This window comes from Streptomyces sp. NBC_01428 (assembly GCF_036231965.1).
Taxonomy (GTDB): domain Bacteria; phylum Actinomycetota; class Actinomycetes; order Streptomycetales; family Streptomycetaceae; genus Streptomyces.
In genome coordinates this window covers 1,220,017-1,236,868 of sequence record NZ_CP109499.1, presented here as the reverse complement: position 1 = coordinate 1,236,868, position 16,852 = coordinate 1,220,017, and the positions used below count along the sequence as shown (strand labels likewise).

Annotated in this window: 16 protein-coding genes and 1 pseudogene; 9 read left to right on the top strand and 8 right to left on the bottom strand. The window is 68.6% G+C overall.

The annotated features are described in order from the left end of the window. Positions 1 to 44: 44 nt before the first annotated feature. Genes OG406_RS05330 through OG406_RS05320 form a run of 3 tightly spaced genes read left to right on the top strand, consistent with a single transcriptional unit; the run spans position 45 to position 3,317 of the window. The gene (locus OG406_RS05330; protein ID WP_266850582.1) at positions 45 to 821 is read left to right on the top strand and encodes an ATP-binding cassette domain-containing protein; all 777 of its coding nucleotides are present in this window, start codon (positions 45 to 47) and stop codon (positions 819 to 821) included. Beyond that, positions 818 to 2,098, top strand: coding sequence for a sugar ABC transporter permease (locus tag OG406_RS05325; RefSeq protein ID WP_329184349.1), 1,281 nt, complete (start codon positions 818 to 820; stop codon positions 2,096 to 2,098). Before OG406_RS05330 ends, OG406_RS05325 begins: the two co-directional genes overlap by 4 nt. A 13-nt stretch (positions 2,099 to 2,111) precedes the next feature. Then, entirely contained in the window at positions 2,112 to 3,317 is a 1,206-nt protein-coding gene (locus OG406_RS05320) for an ROK family transcriptional regulator (protein WP_329184348.1), read from the top strand. 167 nt (positions 3,318 to 3,484) lie between these two features. Here the strand turns inward: OG406_RS05320 and OG406_RS05315 are convergent, their stop codons facing one another. After that, positions 3,485 to 4,264 carry an SDR family oxidoreductase gene (locus tag OG406_RS05315; RefSeq protein WP_267049368.1) on the bottom strand — a complete coding sequence of 260 codons (780 nt, stop codon included), beginning with the start codon at positions 4,262 to 4,264 and terminating at the stop codon, positions 3,485 to 3,487. 56 nt (positions 4,265 to 4,320) lie between these two features. Here OG406_RS05315 and OG406_RS05310 point away from each other — a divergent pair, with 56 nt between their 5' ends. The 3 genes and pseudogenes from OG406_RS05310 to OG406_RS05300 all read left to right on the top strand — a co-directional run bounded on the left by OG406_RS05310 (position 4,321) and on the right by OG406_RS05300 (position 6,257). Then, positions 4,321 to 4,905 carry a TetR/AcrR family transcriptional regulator gene (locus tag OG406_RS05310; protein WP_329184345.1) on the top strand — a complete coding sequence of 195 codons (585 nt, stop codon included), beginning with the start codon at positions 4,321 to 4,323 and terminating at the stop codon, positions 4,903 to 4,905. Positions 4,906 to 5,248: 343 nt separating this feature from the next. Beyond that, positions 5,249 to 5,377, top strand: a pseudogene (locus OG406_RS05305) (cupin domain-containing protein); the annotation flags it as partial. A gap of 142 nt (positions 5,378 to 5,519) precedes the next feature. Beyond that, positions 5,520 to 6,257: a flavodoxin family protein gene (locus OG406_RS05300; protein WP_267049370.1), complete on the top strand. Its 738-nt coding sequence runs from the start codon at positions 5,520 to 5,522 to the stop codon at positions 6,255 to 6,257. Positions 6,258 to 6,601: 344 nt separating this feature from the next. Here OG406_RS05300 and OG406_RS05295 read toward each other — a convergent pair whose 3' ends face one another. Further along, on the bottom strand, positions 6,602 to 7,570 hold the full coding sequence (locus OG406_RS05295; protein WP_329184342.1) for a DUF5996 family protein: 969 nt from the start codon (positions 7,568 to 7,570) through the stop codon (positions 6,602 to 6,604). A 349-nt stretch (positions 7,571 to 7,919) separates the two neighbouring features. On the opposite strand from OG406_RS05295, the gene OG406_RS05290 reads away from it, so the two are divergent. Both OG406_RS05290 and OG406_RS05285 read left to right on the top strand, forming a co-directional pair. After that, on the top strand, positions 7,920 to 8,423 hold the full coding sequence (locus tag OG406_RS05290) for an NUDIX hydrolase (protein WP_385444386.1): 504 nt from the start codon (positions 7,920 to 7,922) through the stop codon (positions 8,421 to 8,423). 80 nt (positions 8,424 to 8,503) lie between these two features. Further along, on the top strand, positions 8,504 to 9,100 hold the full coding sequence (locus OG406_RS05285; protein WP_329184340.1) for a nucleotidyltransferase family protein: 597 nt from the start codon (positions 8,504 to 8,506) through the stop codon (positions 9,098 to 9,100). 266 nt (positions 9,101 to 9,366) lie between these two features. On the opposite strand, the gene OG406_RS05280 is transcribed toward OG406_RS05285, so the two are convergent. The 5 genes from OG406_RS05280 to OG406_RS05260 form a co-directional block, all read right to left on the bottom strand. Further along, positions 9,367 to 10,389: a DNA-directed RNA polymerase subunit alpha gene (locus OG406_RS05280; protein ID WP_329184339.1), complete on the bottom strand. Its 1,023-nt coding sequence runs from the start codon at positions 10,387 to 10,389 to the stop codon at positions 9,367 to 9,369. Between the two features lie 406 nt (positions 10,390 to 10,795). Beyond that, positions 10,796 to 11,134 carry a cyclic-phosphate processing receiver domain-containing protein gene (locus tag OG406_RS05275; RefSeq protein WP_329184337.1) on the bottom strand — a complete coding sequence of 113 codons (339 nt, stop codon included), beginning with the start codon at positions 11,132 to 11,134 and terminating at the stop codon, positions 10,796 to 10,798. A gap of 359 nt (positions 11,135 to 11,493) precedes the next feature. Continuing rightward, entirely contained in the window at positions 11,494 to 12,462 is a 969-nt protein-coding gene (locus tag OG406_RS05270) for a tetratricopeptide repeat protein (RefSeq protein ID WP_329190653.1), read from the bottom strand. 662 nt (positions 12,463 to 13,124) lie between these two features. Continuing rightward, positions 13,125 to 13,538, bottom strand: a complete 414-nt coding sequence (locus OG406_RS05265) for an SHOCT domain-containing protein (RefSeq protein WP_164369115.1) — start codon at positions 13,536 to 13,538, stop codon at positions 13,125 to 13,127. A 159-nt stretch (positions 13,539 to 13,697) separates the two neighbouring features. Further along, complete coding sequence (locus tag OG406_RS05260; RefSeq protein WP_329184335.1) at positions 13,698 to 15,071, bottom strand: DUF2252 domain-containing protein; 1,374 nt, start codon at positions 15,069 to 15,071, stop codon at positions 13,698 to 13,700. Positions 15,072 to 15,381: 310 nt separating this feature from the next. Between OG406_RS05260 and OG406_RS05255 the strand changes: the two genes are divergently transcribed. Continuing rightward, positions 15,382 to 15,735 (top strand): amphi-Trp domain-containing protein, encoded by a 354-nt coding sequence (locus OG406_RS05255; RefSeq protein ID WP_164369124.1) that lies wholly within the window; start codon positions 15,382 to 15,384, stop codon positions 15,733 to 15,735. A 33-nt stretch (positions 15,736 to 15,768) separates the two neighbouring features. Here OG406_RS05255 and OG406_RS05250 read toward each other — a convergent pair whose 3' ends face one another. Then, complete coding sequence (locus tag OG406_RS05250; RefSeq protein WP_267049374.1) at positions 15,769 to 16,761, bottom strand: LacI family DNA-binding transcriptional regulator; 993 nt, start codon at positions 16,759 to 16,761, stop codon at positions 15,769 to 15,771. Positions 16,762 to 16,852: the final 91 nt, after the last annotated feature.

Sequence of the window (16,852 nt, the reverse complement as noted above, 5' to 3'; positions counted from 1 at the left end):
CTCCCCGGGACCCGGGACCTCATGACCCTAAGGAGCCGTCTTCCATGACAGCTACCCCGATCCTCCGACTGCGCGGGATCGACAAGAGCTTCGGCCCCGTGCAGGTATTGCACGACGTGTCCTTCGACGTCCATCCAGGGGAGGTGACCGCCCTCGTCGGAGACAACGGCGCAGGCAAGTCCACCCTCGTCAAGTGCATCGGCGGCACCCACCCGATCGACGGCGGCGAGTACTGGTTCGAAGACGAGCAGGTCCAGGTGCACAGCCCCCGTGAGGCGGCGGCCCTGGGCGTCGAGATCGTGTACCAGGACCTCGCGCTCTGCGACAACCTCGACATCGTGCAGAACATGTTCCTCGGCCGCGAGAAGCGCCGCGGGCTCGTCCTCGACAACACGACGATGGAGGAGATGGCCGCCCGGACCCTTGAAGGGCTGTCGGTCCGCACCGTCAAGTCCATCCGCCAACAGGTCTCCAGTCTCTCCGGCGGCCAGCGGCAGACCGTGGCCATCGCCAAGGCCGTGCTGTGGAACAGCAAGGTCGTCATCCTGGACGAGCCGACCGCCGCGCTCGGTGTCGCCCAGACGGCACAGGTCCTCGAACTGGTCCGGCGGCTGGCCGACAACGGTCTCGCCGTCGTCCTGATCTCGCACAACATGAACGACGTCTTCGCGGTGTCCGACCGGATCGCCGCCCTTTTCCTCGGACGGATGGCCGCCCAGGTCAGTACGTCGGACGTGACGCACTCCCAGGTCGTCGAACTCATCACCTCCGGCCGCAGCGGAGACCTCGGCCTCGCCCACAGCAACGGAGTCACCGCATGACCGCCGCAGTCGCCCCCGAGAAGCCGGAACTGCCGCGTGGTGCCGGTACGTCGAAGAAGAACGGAGCGGCCGGAGCCGCCAGTCTGGGCTCGGTCGCCAAGGACTATGTCGCTCGGGTACGGGGCGGCGAGTTGGGCGCCATCCCCGCCGTACTCGGCCTGATCGTTCTGTGTGTGTTCTTCTCCGCCCTGCGCCCGGTCTTCCTGTCCGAACTGAACTTCGCCAACCTGCTGACGCAGGGCGCCGGCAGTATCGCCATCGCCATGGGCCTGGTCTTCGTCCTCCTCCTCGGCGAGATCGACCTGTCCGCGGGGTACGCCAGCGGGGTGTGCGCCGCCGTTCTCGCCATCCTGCTCACGGACCACGGATGGCCCTGGTACGGCGCGGTCGGCGCGGCGATCCTCTCCGGCACGGTCATCGGCCTGGTGCTCGGCCTGCTGGTGGCGAAGGTCGGCATCCCGTCATTCGTCGTCACGCTGGCTGCCTTCCTGGGGTTCCAGGGGATCGTGCTGATGCTGCTGAAGGAAGGCACCAACGTCTCGATCCGGGACGAGACGATCCTGGCCGTCGCGAACAACAACCTCGCGCCCGCGGCGGGTTGGATCCTGCTCGCCGTCAGTGTCGGGGTGTACGCGGCGATCCAACTCCGGCAGAGCCGCAACCGGCGCCGGCGCGGGCTCGCCCCCGCTCCACCGACCCTGCTCGCAGCAAGGATCGGCGGCCTGGCGGTGCTCGGTACGATCGCCGTCCATCTGCTCAACCAGGAACGCAGCCGCAACATCGTCGTCGACTCCCTCAAGGGCGTGCCGATCGTGGTGCCGGTCATCGCCTTCCTGCTCCTCGCCGGTACGTTCCTGCTCCAGCGCACCTCGTTCGGTCTGCACATCTACGCGGTGGGCGGTAACGCCGAGGCGGCCCGCCGGGCCGGCATCAACGTCGCGGCCATCCGCATCTCCGCGTTCGTCATCTGCTCCTCCCTGGCAGCAGTCGGCGGCATCATCGCCGCGTCCCGGGGCAACTCGGTCGACCCCAACACCGGTGGCAGCAACGTGCTGCTGCTGGCGGTCGGCGCGGCCGTGATCGGCGGGACGAGCCTGTTCGGCGGGCGGGGCAGGGCCATCGACGCCGTGCTCGGCGGCATGGTCGTCGCCGTCATCCAGAACGGCATGGGACTCATGGGGTACAGCTCAGGGGTCAAGTACGCTGTCACGGGTTCGGTACTGCTGGTGGCCGCAGGCGTGGATGCGCTGTCCCGTCGCCGGGCCGTACAACGATGATGTCTGGGGTTCCATGAAAGCCGGTCCCTCGCAGGAGGAGATTCGCCGGCACAACCTCGGCACCCTGCTCCGGCACGTACACATCGGCGGATCCATGTCGCGGGCCGTCCTCGCCGAGCGCATGGGTCTCAACCGCAGCACGATCCTGGGTCTCGTCAGCGAGCTGGGCTCGGCCGGCCTGGTCCGCGAGGAACTGCCCCGTGAGACCGGCAGGGCCGGCCGGCCGTCCCTGGTCGTACGGCCCGAGTCCGACCGCGTGTACGTCCTCGCCTTCGACGTGGGTGTGGACCGGCTGGCCGCCGCCCGCATCGGCCTGGGCGGGATCTTCCTCGACCGCAGGGAGATCTCCATGCCGCCGAGCCCTCGCAACGCCCCCGAGGTGGCCGAGATCCTCGCCGGCTCCGCGCTGGACATGGTGAACGCGGCACCGCACGGCACCCACTGCGTCGGCGTGGCCGCCGCCGTCCGCGGCATGGTGCGCCGTCCCGACGGCCTCGTCCGTGCCGTGCCCTACCTCGGCTGGCAGGACGAGGAGTTCGGCAAAGACCTCACCCGCCGGCTGGGCATCGGCCTTTCCGTCACAGTCGGCAACGAGGCGAGCCTCGGTGCGCTCGCCGAGCACCTGCGCGGTGCCGGGGCCGGCTGCCAGGACCTCGTGTACCTGCATGGCGACATCGGCATCGGAGGCGGTGTCATCACCGGGGGCCACCTGCTGCACGGCGACTGCGGATACGGGGGCGAGATCGGGCACATGGTCGTCAACCCGCGCCATGGCAGGCCCTGCGGGTGCGGAGCGCACGGCTGCCTCGAAGCCGAAGCGGGGGAGCGCGCCCTGCTGGAGGCCGCGCGGCGCGATCCGGCTGCCACCGGCCGGGAGGCCGTACGCGCCGTCATCGAAGCGGCCGACCGCGGCGACATCACCGCCCGCGCCGCGCTGCACGACGTCGGCGACTGGCTCGGCATCGGTGTCGCCAACCTGGTCAACGTGTTCAACCCGCGCACGGTCGTCTTCGGCGGGACCCTGCGCGAGGTGTTCCTCGGATCGGCCGCCCAGATCCGCAGCCGCATCAACCGCATCGCCCTCACCCCCTCCCGCGAGAACCTGCGGCTGCGGGTGGGGGAACTCGGCGACGACGCGGTGCTCGTCGGAGCCGCCGAACTCGCCTTCTCCGAGATCCTGGGCGGGCCCCTGGAGACGCTGGCGCGCGCCGGGGCATGACGTCGTGAGGCGAGCGCGGACTCGGACAGGACGCCGCGACCACCCCGGACGCCTTCCTGGTCCCGCACCGGCTTCAGCACGTTCAGGAGGGACGCCCCGGCGGCCTGGGACAGCTCTCGTGCCGCCGGCGTCGCGGCGGGCCGTACGAGAGGCCGGCCGAACCGGAGCTAGATGAGGGGGAGTTCACCGCCGTCGACGGTCAGGGACACTCCGGTGACCCACTGGGCCCGGTCGGATGCGAGGTAGGCGACGGCCTCGGCGATGTCGCGCGGGTCTCCGGGACGGCCCAGCGGGATGCCCGCCGTGGTGGCGTCGAGCGGAACGTCCATCGCGTCGGCGAAGTTCTGGCGGATCGCGTCGGCGCCCGGGGTGAGCACGTTGCCGGGGACGATCGTGGTGACGCGGATTCCGGCGGGCGCGAGCTCGGAAGCGAGCGCTTTGCCGTAGGTGTTGAGGGCGGCCTTGGCGGCACCGTAGTGAGCCAGCGGCGGCGCCGGTGTGAGGGCCGCTCCCGATGAGATGTTGACGATCGCGCCGCCCGCCCCGGCCTCGCGCAGGGCCGGCAGGAGCGCGTTGTTGACCCTCACGGCGGACAGGTAGTTGAGGTTGAGTGCGTCGATCCATTCCTCGTCGGGGATGGATGCGATGCCCCCGATGTGGGCGCGAGCCGCCGCCGCGTTGTTGACCACGATGTCGACGCCGCCGAGCTCGGCGAGTGCTGCCGCGGTGAATGCCTGCACGCCCGCGAGTGTGGCGATGTCGCCCTGGATGAAGGTGGCGGCCTTCGGCGTCTCGTCGGTGGCGTGACGCGCCGTGGTGACGACGGTCGCGCCGCCGTCGAGGAGTCGCTGCACGATGGCCGCGCCGATACCGCGGCTGCCTCCCGTGACGATCGCGCGCTTGCCGGCGAATTCGGTGGGGTCGGGTGCACTACCAGTTCTGAACATACGGTCCACTATAACAGGTTCTGGACCGATGGTTCAGAACGACGTATGGTGGATGCATGGGGCGACCAAGGAAATTCGATGAGCAGGACGTCGTGGCTGCCGCGCACCGGCAGTTCAACGAAACCGGCTACCACGGCACCTCGGTCGACGATCTCTCCCGGGCGACCGGACTCAGTAAGGGAAGCCTCTACGGCGCGTTCGGCGACAAGGAGGCCCTGTTCCTCCGCATATTCGAGGAGTACTGCGCAGGCTCCGAGGAGGGCACAGCGGCCCTGCTCGAAGGCCCGGAGGACCAGGCGCTCGACCGTCTCCGCGGATGGCTGACGGCGCCGGACGACGACACCCGTCGGCCCGGCTGTCTGCTGGCGAAGGCCACGGCCGAACTGGCGTCGGAGAACGACGCCGTCGCGACCAGGTCACTAGCGACGTACGAAGGGCTGCTCGACAGCTGCCGCCTGCTTGTCGAGCAGGCGCAGCGCGCCGGACACGTGGACCGGGCAGCCGACGCCGAGGCGCTCGGCGGACTGATCCTCACCACGCAGCGTGGGCTCGAAGCCCTCGCCAAGGCGGGGGTCGACGCGAAGACCAGGAACCGGATCGCCGACGCCGCGGTCGACAGCATCACCCTGCCGGCTTCCTGACCCGGGGGCCGGCAGTTCCCGTCCGCGGCGCGGCAGACCTCGGCGCTCAGTCCTCCACGGGAGCGGCCGGTGGCGTGGTCGTGGGGCTCACCGGCCGGGGCCCTTCGACGCGGTGGTCATCCGATCCCCGGCGAGCGACGACGTCCAGTTCCTCGGCGTCCTGGACGCCCGGTAGCCACTGGCCGTCCGACTGTTGCGAGGGGCACCGGGTGGGACCTCACCGGGTGCGCTCGGCTCTGACGACGGTGTCGTGGATGGTGACCGGAACGCCGTCGGGGGTGGTGGCACTGCGAGCACTCCAGGCCTACACATGATCATCTCGCCCAAGATGCGCTCGCCGGAGCCCGAGCGGGCCAGCCACGAGGGCTATGAATGGATCTGCGTCCTCGACGGACGCCTGCGCCTGGTCCTGGGCGACAACGACCTGACCATGGGCCCCGGTGAAGCCGCCGAATTCGACACCCGCACCCCCAGGGCGGGCCAGTTCCGGGTTCGGCCGGGGGAGTGGTTCCTGTACGCGTGCACCGTCAAGGACCGCGGCTCCCAAGCGATCCACGAGAGGATCGAAGCGGCCCGCGGCGACGGGCGCAGCGATCGAAACAACGGAGGCACCAGTGACTGCACAGGCCCCAGACTCCGCCGCGCCGCCGGCCCGCTACGACGATCTGCGAGCCGTGGTCTTCAACTGCACGCTGAAGCGGTCACCGGAGCTGAGCAACACGCAGGGCCTCATCGACCGAAGCACGGCCATCATGCGACAGCAGGGCGTCGGCGTCGACATCGTGCGCGCCATCGACCACGACGTCGCCAGTGGCGTGTGGCCCGACATGACAGAACACGGCTGGCGTTCCGACGAGTGGCCGGCACTGTACGAGAGGGTCCTGGCCGCGGACATCCTCGTGCTCGCGGGGCCCATCTGGCTGGGCGACAACAGTTCGGTCATGAAGAAGGTCATCGAGCGTCTCTACGCGTGCTCCGGGCTCTTGAACGAGGCCGGACAGTACGCGTACTACGGCCGCGTGGGAGGCTGCCTGATCACGGGCAACGAGGACGGCGTCAAGCACTGCGCCATGAACGTCCTCTACAGCCTTCAGCACCTCGGCTACACCATCCCGCCGCAAGCCGACGCCGGGTGGATCGGCGAGGCCGGGCCGGGCCCCTCGTATCTGGACGAGGGTTCAGGCGGCCCGGAAAACGACTTCACCAACCGCAACACGACCTTCATGACGTGGAACCTGCTGCACATGGCGCGACTGCTCAAGGACTCCGGGGGCATCCCCGCCTACGGCAATGTCCGCGCCGCCTGGGACGCGGGCTGCCGTCACGATGCGGCGAACCCCGAACACAGGTGAGCGGCCGAGACGAACGGGTGGCCCGGTCGGTCCAGGGGCCGGGTACGTAAGTCACGGCCTGGACGGCGCGATAGAGGCCGGTGCAGACGCAAGCGTCACCGCCCAACTCGGTTGAGCCTTCGCACCGATGGCCGGGCCCCGCTTTCGACACGCCTTCCTGTCCGCGGTGTTGGCCCGTCACCCGTCGGGCGTAGTGATGACGATGCTGTCCTCCAGCAGGGACGGCGGGCAGCACGAGGACCGCCCACTTCGACTCGGCGGGGGTCAGCCGGCGGGCCGCGGCCGGTCGGCGGCATGTCGTCGCGTCTCACCACCGCGGCCGAACCCGGCCGGATCGCATCCGATCAGCCCTGCTGCCCCACGTTCTCGGTCGGCTGGTGCTCGCTCATGTGCCAGCCGTCGACCCGCGGCCCCATCAGATCGGTCGGCCACCCCGCGGTCTGTACAGCCGCGTCGTAAACGGCGTCGCCGAAGCCGATGATCGCGCCGTGCGGGTCCGGCAGCCGGCGCAGGTCCTGCCACGGGAGCAACGCCAGGCCGAGGTCCGCGTGCCAGTCGGCGCCCTCGACACCCCAGTTGCAGCCCGAGAGACCGTCCGGCTGCGGCCAGATATAGGCGTACATACCGATGTCCAGCGGGCTCGTGCCGTCGCTGTGGGTGTTGTCGAAGGAGAATCCCACCGACACGTATGCGTGCAACTGTGCGTTGCGCATGAACGGCGGGCCCTCCGGGCCGGGCTTCGTCCGGTTCGGGCGCCAGCGGGTCGACGACAGGTCGAACCCGCCCCACATCACGCCGACACGCGGCCGGTGCCCGAGGAAGGGGGCCTGCCACGCCTCCAGACCGTCCGCGGCCAGATCGAACGCTTCCCACATCAGACGTGCCGACTGAGCGTTCCACACCCGCTCGTCCCGGTCGTCAGCGAAGTTCGACGGAGCGGCAGGGATCTCGCAGATCTGCGTGGTACCCGGATGCGGGATGCCCAGTTCGGACGCCGCCTCGCAGAACGCCGTGAAGAAGTCGGCGACCGACGTCCGCGCCAGCGACAGCGTCCGCGAGCCCCGGTCGGTCTCGATCAGCACGTCACCGTCGAGCAACCGGTAGTGCACCGTGAAGGTCGCGCCCTTCCGCCGGAACGTCGGCGTGCGCAGGCCGCGAGGGGACACCTCAAGGACGATGTTGCCCCACCCGACTTCGAAGGGGTCGTCCAGCGAGTATTTGCCCGCGACCTGGACCACCCGGTTCACATACTCGATCATGGGCGCCAGTTCCGCGTGGTCGAGTACCGGCCATGCCTCGGGACGTTCGCTCACGGGAGCCTCCCGGCGGATCGATCCACGTGTCGCGGACAGCCGTGGAGTGCCGCATTTTCCGGGCACGACAGCCTCACGACCGCATGCACCGATTCTCCCACGGGCCTCGGAGGCCCGCCTTCTCTCGCCCGCGTCGGATCGCCCTGGGCGTGCCACAGACGGTACAACGGCACCCTCGCTGGTACCGGGAGCCGCCTGCGAGCAAGGTCGGATGACAGTGTGGCGCGCATCAGCGCTGTCTCCGCCGGGCTGTACGAACGTTCTGGGCATGGTCCTCCAGGACGCCGAACGCCGCCAACTGACTGCCAGGAAGCTGCGTTGTCGGTGGGCTCTGCCAAGGTTGTGCGTCGTGGACGAATGGGTGGAACGTGTAGACGATCAAGATCGTGCGCTGGGGGTAGTGGTCGGCCGCGGGCAGGCCATCCGTGAGGCTTGGCTGCACCGAGTCGCCGTCACGGTCTGCCGTGATGAGCGTGGGCGCATCCTCGTCCACCGGCGTTCGGAGCAGCTGTCGCGCTTCCCAGGGTTCCACGAGGCCATGGTCGGTGGCGCCGTGAAAGTCGACGAGTCCTATGAACAGGCCGCGGCGCGGGAGCTGGCCGAAGAGCTGGGCATTCGTGTGCTGCCGCGCTTGCTCTTCACGTTCCTCAACCGCAGCGGTCTGAGCCCTCACTGGCTCGGCGTGCACGAAGTCGTGGTGCCGACCAGGGTGGCCGCCGATCCTGACGAGGTCGCCTGGCATGGCTGGCTGATCGATTCGGAGCTCCGGTCGGCTCTGCTGGAGTGGCGCTTCACCCCCGACAGCCACGAAGCCTTCAGCCGGTATCTCGCGTTCCGGGCCGCGCAGTCCTGACGTTGCCCGCCCCGCGGCTGGGGCACCTGTTTGAGGCCGCCACGCGTTGTGCGAGCGGCCGTTCGTGATGCGGAGTAAAGATGCTTGGCCGACTCTCGCTCGATGAGCAACTCGATGGCTTGCGGTCCGTGCTCTCCCGGAACGAGGTTCTGACCGAGGTGATGAGCAGGGCGGCGACGATGGAGCTGCCGGGCTGGTACGTGACGGCGGGCTGCCTGTTCCAGACAGTGTGGAACGCGGTCACCGACAGGCCCCCGACCAGCGGCATCAAGGACTACGACATTTTCTATTTCGACGCCGCCGACCTGTCCTGGGAGGCGGAGGATGCCGTGATCAAGGCAGGGCAGGAGCTGTTCGCTGGGCTGCCGGCCGAGGTGGAGATCCGTAACGAGGCTCGTGTGCATCTCTGGTACGAACAGAAATTCGGCGTGCCGTGCCCGCCCCACGAGTCCACCGAGGCGGCGATCGACTCGTTCGCCTCGACGACGTGCTGTCTGGGGGTGCGGCTGGAAGCCGACGGCGGGTGGCGTATCTACGCGCCCCACGGGCTGTCCGACGTGTTCAACCTTGTGGTCCGGCCGAACCCGGTTCTTGCCCCGAGGGAGGTGTACGAGACCAAGGCAGCTCGCTGGAGATGCGAGTGGCCGGAGCTCACCGTGCTGCCGTGGCCGGGTTGACGCTCAGATGCGGGTGATCATCCGGAGCCATGACGGACGAGGTTGAGCCGAGGCCCTGCGTGAGCCGTTCAAGCCGCTGGCAAGACCGTCAGTGACTGCTCTCCTCGCCTTGAGTTCTTCCTGGAGGAGGCCATCCGCTTGGCGGGCCTCCTCCAGGTCGTCGGCGGTGCACGGTTCGACGAGCTCCGCTACGCCTGAGGCGAGGATGTCGCCCCAGACGAGGGTCCCGGACGCGAAGTGCCTCTATGACCGGCGTAACGCGACGGTCAGTACTGCTCGGTCTCGACGAAGCCGACGTCCCCGTCGTCGTCGGCGCCGAAGGCGTCGGCGGCGGCGGTCGGGTCGAATCCGGGCGGGCTGTCCTTGAAGCCCAGGCCCAGTCCGGCCAACTTGACCTTGACCTCGTCGATGGACTTCGCACCGAAGTTGCGGATGTCCAGGAGGTCGGCCTCGGAGCGGGCGACGAGCTCACCCACGGAGTGGATGCCCTCACGCTTGAGGCAGTTGTACGACCGAACGGTGAGCTCCAGCTCCTCGATCGGCAGGGCTAGATCAGCGGCGAGGGCGGCGTCCGTCGGGGACGGGCCCATGTCGATGCCCTCGGCGTCGATGTTGAGCTCGCGCGCCAGACCGAACAGCTCGACCAGGGTCTTACCGGCCGACGCCATGGCGTCACGGGGACGCATGGCCTGCTTGGTCTCGACGTCGACGATCAGCTTGTCGAAGTCGGTGCGCTGCTCGACACGGGTCGCCTCGACCTTGTACGTGACCTTCAGCACCGGCGAGTAGATCGAGTCGACCGGGATGCGCCCGATCTCCTGACCGACCTGCTTGTTCTGAACGGCGGAGACATAGCCGCGACCGCGCTCGACGGTCAGCTCCATCTCCAGCTTGCCCTTGCCGTTGAGCGTGGCGAGGACGAGGTCGGGGTTGTGCACCTCGACACCGGCCGGGGGCGCGATGTCGGCGGCGGTGACCAGACCCGGGCCCTGCTTGCGCAGGTACATCACGACCGGCTCGTCCTGCTCACTGCTGACGACGAGCTGCTTGATGTTGAGGATCAGGTCGGTGACGTCCTCCTTGACGCCCGGCACGGTGGTGAACTCGTGCAGGACACCGTCGATCCGGATGCTGGTGACAGCGGCGCCGGGGATCGAGGAGAGGAGCGTGCGGCGAAGAGAGTTGCCGAGGGTGTAGCCGAAGCCCGGCTCCAGCGGCTCGATCACGAACCGGGAGCGGAATTCGTCGACGACCTCTTCGGTCAACGAGGGACGCTGAGCAATCAGCACGTGGTGTTGCCTCCAGTAGTTTGGCGCCCGCTATGGACGCCGTGGACCCTACGAAGGGTACGTGCGATACGGCCGCCGCAGAGTACGCCATGGCGTAGCCGACGCGCCGTTGATTCAGCGCGCGGGGTGAACGCGCAGCTCCATAGCAGGTCGCCGGGCCGCATCCGCAGAGATCGGCACATGTCCTGAGCCAGTGGATGGCTGCTCGGAGTTGAGGAAACGGTGGGAGGCGTCAGCGTCGTCGAGTTGCCAGACCAGGCGGGTGTCTTGGCTCTTGCGTCGTGGACGGATTCTTCTCCCCAACCGGCGGCTTGAGCGAGGCGCACTCTCAAGGTCACGCTCGTTTCGCCCAACGACTACGGCAGCGCGGACGAGAACGGGGAGGGCGGACCTCGAAATCACGTTCCTATGCCGTTGCCCGCCGGACCTGGTAATCCCAGCGGGTGAGTGACCGGACGACGGTCTCCGCGCCCGTGGGGTTGGAGCTGTGTACGAAGACCGTGCCGATGCGGAAGGGTCGGCCGTTGAACGCGGCTTCTTCCATGAGGGTCACCACGGGCAGGATGGTGTCGTCACCGCCGAGGTCGTGGTCCAGCCAGAGTTCGTCGATGAAGCTGTCGCGGTGCTCTTGCAGGAGCTTGATTCCTTCGCCACTGCTGCGCGCGATCCGCGTGGTCCAGGGCAGTGGCCGGAGGTCGTCTATGCCGAGGATGACGGGTGTTGGGGTCGGCGATTCTTCTTTCACCCGAGCATTATCAGGGCACGACCGCGACTTGCTCAGGGGAGTGATCGCCGAGCTGGGTCCGTGCAGCTCGCCACGGTTCCACCTCTGGTCGGCCTGATACGTAACCCGGCGCAGCATCGCAGAGTTGGAAAAGTGCGGGACGGCGAGGTGTCAGTGTGACGGTCGGATGAGTGTGTCCCTGCCGGGGCGTTCCACTCGGATGCCTCGCTTGAAGTAGTCACCCGTGGAACGGCGTTCAGGCGAGCAGAGTGGACGCCGTTCGGTCATGGCTTGGTCCGGGGAACGTCAGCAGTGGATCCCGGGGGTCGCACCGCGCGCTCGACGTCGCTGTTGGGTGAACCGGTTGGACGACCGTCCTTTCAGCTCATACGGATCTGGTGGGCTTCGGCAACGAGTACCTGGGGCAGCTCCGGTCCCGCACACGCGTAGTCGATCAAAAGGTTTCGGTAGTTGGCGTTCGCGATCTCCGGTGCCAGGGTGATCAGAGCTTTGAGGTCGTCGGATGAGCCGGCAATGCGTGTGCGGTAGGCGGCGCTCGCCGCGCGCAGGGTGACGTCGCAAGGTTCGTATTCGAGGCCGCGTTCGACGAGGCGCGCGGCTGTGGCGAAGTCGCCCTGCTCGGCACGCACGTCCGCCAGGTCGAGGTAGAGGGACCAGTTGGCGGAGTCCAGGCGTAGGGCGCATTCGAAGGCCGCGGCAGCCTGATCCAGGTTGCCCAACTCACGCCAGGTGGCCGCTCGCGCGACGGCTGTCCACATGACCCGTTCGACGGCATCGGCGCGGTCGCACAACACGAAGGACAGTTCGTATCGGCCGCAGGCGCGGGGGAGCCGGGCCATGGCGGCCAGCGACTCCGGCACGGGATCCCGGTCGGACACCACGTCGAGCGCATGGAACCAGGGCGCGAACCGCTTCCGCATCTCGTCGGTGTCCAGGTCGTGGCCGTAGTCCAAGACCCGCAGACACGCCTCGGCCAGCGCAGCGGCACTCACCGCGCCGAGAAAGCGGGCGTCGCCGAACCAGGGTGCGGCACCCCATGCCACGTCGCTCCGCACACCCGTGACCGAACCGAGGGCCATCACCGCGTTGTCCATGTCCCCCTCAAGGAACAGGAAGTACGCCTGCGCCAGGACAGCGCTCAAGGAGCCGTCCTCTTCGAGCCTCTCCTTCAGCTCCGAGTGTTGGCCCTGCCACAACTCGGCGAGGGACGCGTAGGGCTCCGGAGCCGCTGGTGCCGAGGCTATCGCCCCCACCAAAAGACCGACGGCGCCCACCGGGCTTCCGCCGCAGTGCGCCATCACACGAGCGAGACTGACTCCCGCCGTCACCGACTGATTGGACATCGCCAGAGAATACTCGTCGCCTGGGTTCTGTGAGTGAGCACTTCCGCTCTGGGCATCAGGGCGATCCGCGATCATCGCCAGCAACCGGACACACAGCGGCTGGTCTGCCTTCTTCTTGACTTCACACGCTTCGCGGCCTGGGGTGAGGCCCGCGCGACCCCGTCGACGGCCATGCCCTGTTCGAGGGGCTCGCCGAAGGCGCGATCGCGGGACATCGGTGAGAAGAGGGTGGCGCTGAGGTTCGGCGCCGGTGAGGCGGTGAGAGGTGTATGCGTACGATCCGGGGGTGTCTCCGTCTCTCCTGTTCAGCTCGCGTCGACGCCGAGTCAGCTTGATCGTCCTTGCTGGGCTGTGTCTGTTTGCCTGGTGGTCGGTGCAGCCTGTCGGCCCCGACTGTCCCGCGAGGACGCTCAGTTCCGATCCCTACGGCTCGGTCTACGACCCGTCAACTGCCCGAACGGGTGGCTTCGGTGACGAGTGCACAGCCGACGCGCGGCATCCGCGCCTGTACGGCTGGCTCGGCCTGTGATGCGCCTTGCCGGTCAAGGTCGTGGCGTCGGGGGAGACTGATACGAGCGCTCGCCAAGACCACGTGGCCTCCTTGCCGGCGGTCCTGCCTCCCGGCAGCCGAGGCGAGGACCAGCCCGTCAGGCGGCGAGGACTTTCGCCTTGGCCTCCTCGAACTCGCCGGGCGTGAGGTGGCCGGCGCTCTTGAGTTCCGCCAGTTTCGCCAGCTCGTCGGCCTTGCCGGTGGTTCCGGTGGTCTCACGGATGTAGGACTCCATGTCCTCCTCGCCCTTCCGGATGCGCTGTGCCTCGCGCGCGCCCATCCCGCGACCTCGCGCGATGAGGTACACGAAGATGCCCAGGAAGGGCAGGATCACGACGAAGACGCACCAGCCGGCCTTGCCCCAGCCGTTCAGGGAGTCGTCGCGGAAGATGTCCCCGATGATCCGGAAGAGCAGGACGAACCACAGGATCCACAGGAAGAACCAGAGCATGCTCCAGAACACGTTCAGCAGGGGGTAGTCCGCGGCGAGTTCGAGTGTCGAGCCGTTCATGGGCGAACTCCTGTCGAGGTACGACGTGGCTACGGTCCCTGATGGTGCGGCGCCGGCTCGGACAGGCGGATCACCCCCAGTGGGTGACCGTTGCTGCGTCGGGGTGGCCGAGGGCGCCTCGCGGTTGAGGGCTGGAGCGTCGTCCTCGGATTGGTGGCGTCAGGAGGGAGCCGTGGGCAGGCGTCCGTCGTTGATGGCCTGGGCGAAGATGTTGTAGTCGTTGCGGGTCTGCTGGGTGTAGGCGAGGGCGAACGCGCTGATGGCCTGGTCGAAGGATGTGTCGGGGCCGAGATAGGCGGCGACGGCGACGCGGTTGCCCGAGCGGGCGTGACCGCGGGCCAGTGCCCGGCCGCAGAGTCCGGCGTACTTGTGCATCAGGCTGCCGGACATGCCCTGGATGGACGCGGAGCCTTTCATGTCGAGGAGCTGCCGCCAGTAGAAGGGGCGTCCTGTGGGGCCGGTGGACCAGCCCAGGAAGATGTCGCCGACGGCCTGGAGCAGTCTCTGCCCCTCCACCACCCGCCGGCCCTCGTGCGGGACGGTCACGTCCACATGCGGGGCCAGGACGGAGGGCTCAGCCTCCTTGGCCTGCAGCAGCAGGAGTTCGCCCGCGGCGCGTCCCTGCAGCAGCAGAACGTAGCAACGAGTACCGACGCTGCCGATGCCGACCACCTTGCGGGCGGCATCCACTATGCGGAACCGCTCCAGCAGCCGGGCCTGCGCCGACGGCAGGCTGGTGCAGTAAGCGTCGAAGACGTGGTCGACGACCGTGCGGTCCTGCTCGTCGACCGGTTCGATCAACGGTGGAGCGTGGAGGAACCGGGGTGTGCCGTCGGGATCGAGTTCGGTGAGTTTCTCGATCGCTTTGCCGCTGTCGGTCTGCCGTGCCTTGTCCAGGGTGTCGTGGAGCCGTTCCCGTTGCAGCGAGTTGCCGAGTTCCTGGAGCAGGTCGTCGGCGGCGATGTGCTCGTACCAGACGGCCAGCTCTGTGGATGCGGCGAGCTCGCTCATGTGGGTGCGGTAGCTCCGGGCCGCCTCGGTGGCGATCTCTGCGGCAGTCTCCGTGGGGATGTCGTTGTCGTGGGCCGCGACGGTGAGGCTCGCGGCGAGCCGCTTGACGTCCCATTCGAAGGGGCCCGGCAGCGTCTCGTCGAAGTCGTCGAGGTCGAAGACCAGACGACGCTCAGGCGAGGCGAACAGCCCGAAATTGGACAGGTGCGCATCCCCTGAGAGCTGTACCGTCAGGCCCGTGCCGGGCATGCCGGCCAGGTCGGCCGCCATGACGGCCGGGGTCCCGCGGTAGAAGGCGCTGAGGGAGCCGGCCATGCGGCTGTAGCGGATCGGGACCAGGTCGGGGAGGCGCGGTTCGGCCTCCTTGTCCAAGAGATCCACGAGGTGGGGTCGGTGAAGCGACGGGGTCCACTCGCCCAGCACCGGCAGAGGAAGGTGACCGCGCACGGACCGTCCCCATGCGGCGGGGTCGTCGGACACGCTGTGGGCAGGCCCGTCCGGGGCGCGAGAGGGCGTGGTCACGTGGCCTCCTTCGAGGTCTGCGGGCGAGACGCTCCGCCGCGCCGTGGATCCGTCGGGCTCGGCTGCGCGGTCGCCGCAGAGCGGATCCGCGGGAGGCAAGCTTTTCGCCGCCGGCCCTGTTCAGCGTGGGCACGCGGTGGCGGGACTGCTTCACCCGCTGGGGGTGACCGTGCGGCGGCCCAGGGCATCTCTTCCGGGCCCGACGTGCGAGGCGGGCCCGGAAGAGCCAGATTGGAAGTACTCCGACTGGCCTCACGTGTGGCTGTGCGGGGCGGACCGGGCGCCGAGCCATATGCCGATCGGAGACATGATGAGAGACCTCAAGTTCGAGCAGAAGCGCTCTATGTCGCGCCAGGAGGCCGCTGACCAGCTCACGGCGCTGGCCACCGCTCTGCGGGACGGAGGGGAGGCCGAACTGGAGCTCGGGTCCGGACGGCTGAACCTTCGGATACCCGACGACCTCCGCAGCGAGATAGAGGTCGGGGTCAGCGGTGGAGAGATCGAACTGGAAATCGAGTTCAAATGGCCGACATCATCCCGAGCCCGGGCGTCGCGAGCGGGCGCCGTCACGGAAGACACCGCACCTCGAAAGGCCAAGCCGGCGACCCCGGCACGCAGCGGGACGGCAGCCAAGAAGGCAAGGACGGCGACGAGGAAGTCCTGAGTCGGGGCGCGTCAAGAAGCGGAGGGCAGCCCCTCAGGTCGATTCACGCACCACCAGCTCATTCGGCATGATCACCGGGTTCGAGGGGCCGCCGCCGATGAGGCCGAGGAGCAGGTGCACGGCGGCGGTTGCCTGGTCGGCCATGGGGCTGCGGACCGAGGTGAGGGCGGGGGTCGTGTAGGACGCGGCTTCGATGTCGTCGAAGCCGACGACGGCCACGTCCTCGGGGACGCGGCGTCCGGCTTGGTGGAGGGTGCGAAGGGCTCCGATCGCCATCAGGTCGTTGGCCGCGAACACCGCGTCGAGGTCGGGATCGTCATCCAGGAGCTGACGCATGGCTTCGGCGCCGGAGACCCTGGTGAAGTCGCCCAGGGCCACGATGGAGCGACGGCCGGTGTCGCGGAGCGTACGGCGGTAGCCGTCGAGGCGTTCCCGCGCCTCGTGCAGTTCGAGCGGTCCGGTGATGGTCGAGATACGGCGGCGGCCACGGTCGAGAAGGTGACGGACCGCCAGCGCTGCCCCACCGGCATTGTCCAGGGCCACGTAGGGGACGTCGTGTGCTGAGGTGCGGTTGAAGGAGACCACGGGCAGGCCCTGCCGGGCCAGCGCTGAGGGCAGCGGATCCGTACCGTGCAGGGCGACGAGGAGGACGCCGTCCACGTGCCCGCCGGCGACGTACTGCTCCACTCTGGTACGACTCTGGTCCGATTCCGCGAGCATGAGCACGAGCCGCTTGCCGGCTACTTCCAGTTCTCGGCTGACCGCGCGCACGACGGCCGAGAAGAGGGGGTCGTCGGACACGACGCCTTGCGGCGGGTCGGAGACCACCAGGGCGAGGGTGTCGGTGCGACGCGTGACGAGGTTGCGTGCTGCTCCGTTGGGCACGTACCCGAGTTCGTGGACAGCGCGCATCACGACGTCTCGGATCTGTGGGGCAACGGTCGTCTCGCCGTTGATGACGCGGGAAACGCTCGATTTGGACACGCCGGCCCGGGCGGCGACCACTTCGAGAGTGGGGCGCTTCATGCCTGGCCGTCCTCCCTGCCGCCGCCCGCGTACGTGTCTGGGACGAGATTTCTCATCGGGGCGACCTCCGGCTTTGCGTCGTGGCGATGCC

What these genes read in the sequence shown, in the direction of transcription:
- OG406_RS05255 (WP_164369124.1), top strand. Translation starts at nt 15,382, where the DNA reads ATGAGAGACCTCAAGTTCGAGCAGAAGCGCTCTATGTCGCGCCAGGAG.
- OG406_RS05320 (WP_329184348.1), top strand. Translation starts at nt 2,112, where the DNA reads ATGAAAGCCGGTCCCTCGCAGGAGGAGATTCGCCGGCACAACCTCGGC.
- OG406_RS05250 (WP_267049374.1), bottom strand. Translation starts at nt 16,761, where the DNA reads ATGAAGCGCCCCACTCTCGAAGTGGTCGCCGCCCGGGCCGGCGTGTCC.
- OG406_RS05285 (WP_329184340.1), top strand. Translation starts at nt 8,504, where the DNA reads ATGCTTGGCCGACTCTCGCTCGATGAGCAACTCGATGGCTTGCGGTCC.
- OG406_RS05325 (WP_329184349.1), top strand. Translation starts at nt 818, where the DNA reads ATGACCGCCGCAGTCGCCCCCGAGAAGCCGGAACTGCCGCGTGGTGCC.
- OG406_RS05315 (WP_267049368.1), bottom strand. Translation starts at nt 4,264, where the DNA reads ATGTTCAGAACTGGTAGTGCACCCGACCCCACCGAATTCGCCGGCAAG.
- OG406_RS05310 (WP_329184345.1), top strand. Translation starts at nt 4,321, where the DNA reads ATGGGGCGACCAAGGAAATTCGATGAGCAGGACGTCGTGGCTGCCGCG.
- OG406_RS05330 (WP_266850582.1), top strand. Translation starts at nt 45, where the DNA reads ATGACAGCTACCCCGATCCTCCGACTGCGCGGGATCGACAAGAGCTTC.
- OG406_RS05265 (WP_164369115.1), bottom strand. Translation starts at nt 13,538, where the DNA reads ATGAACGGCTCGACACTCGAACTCGCCGCGGACTACCCCCTGCTGAAC.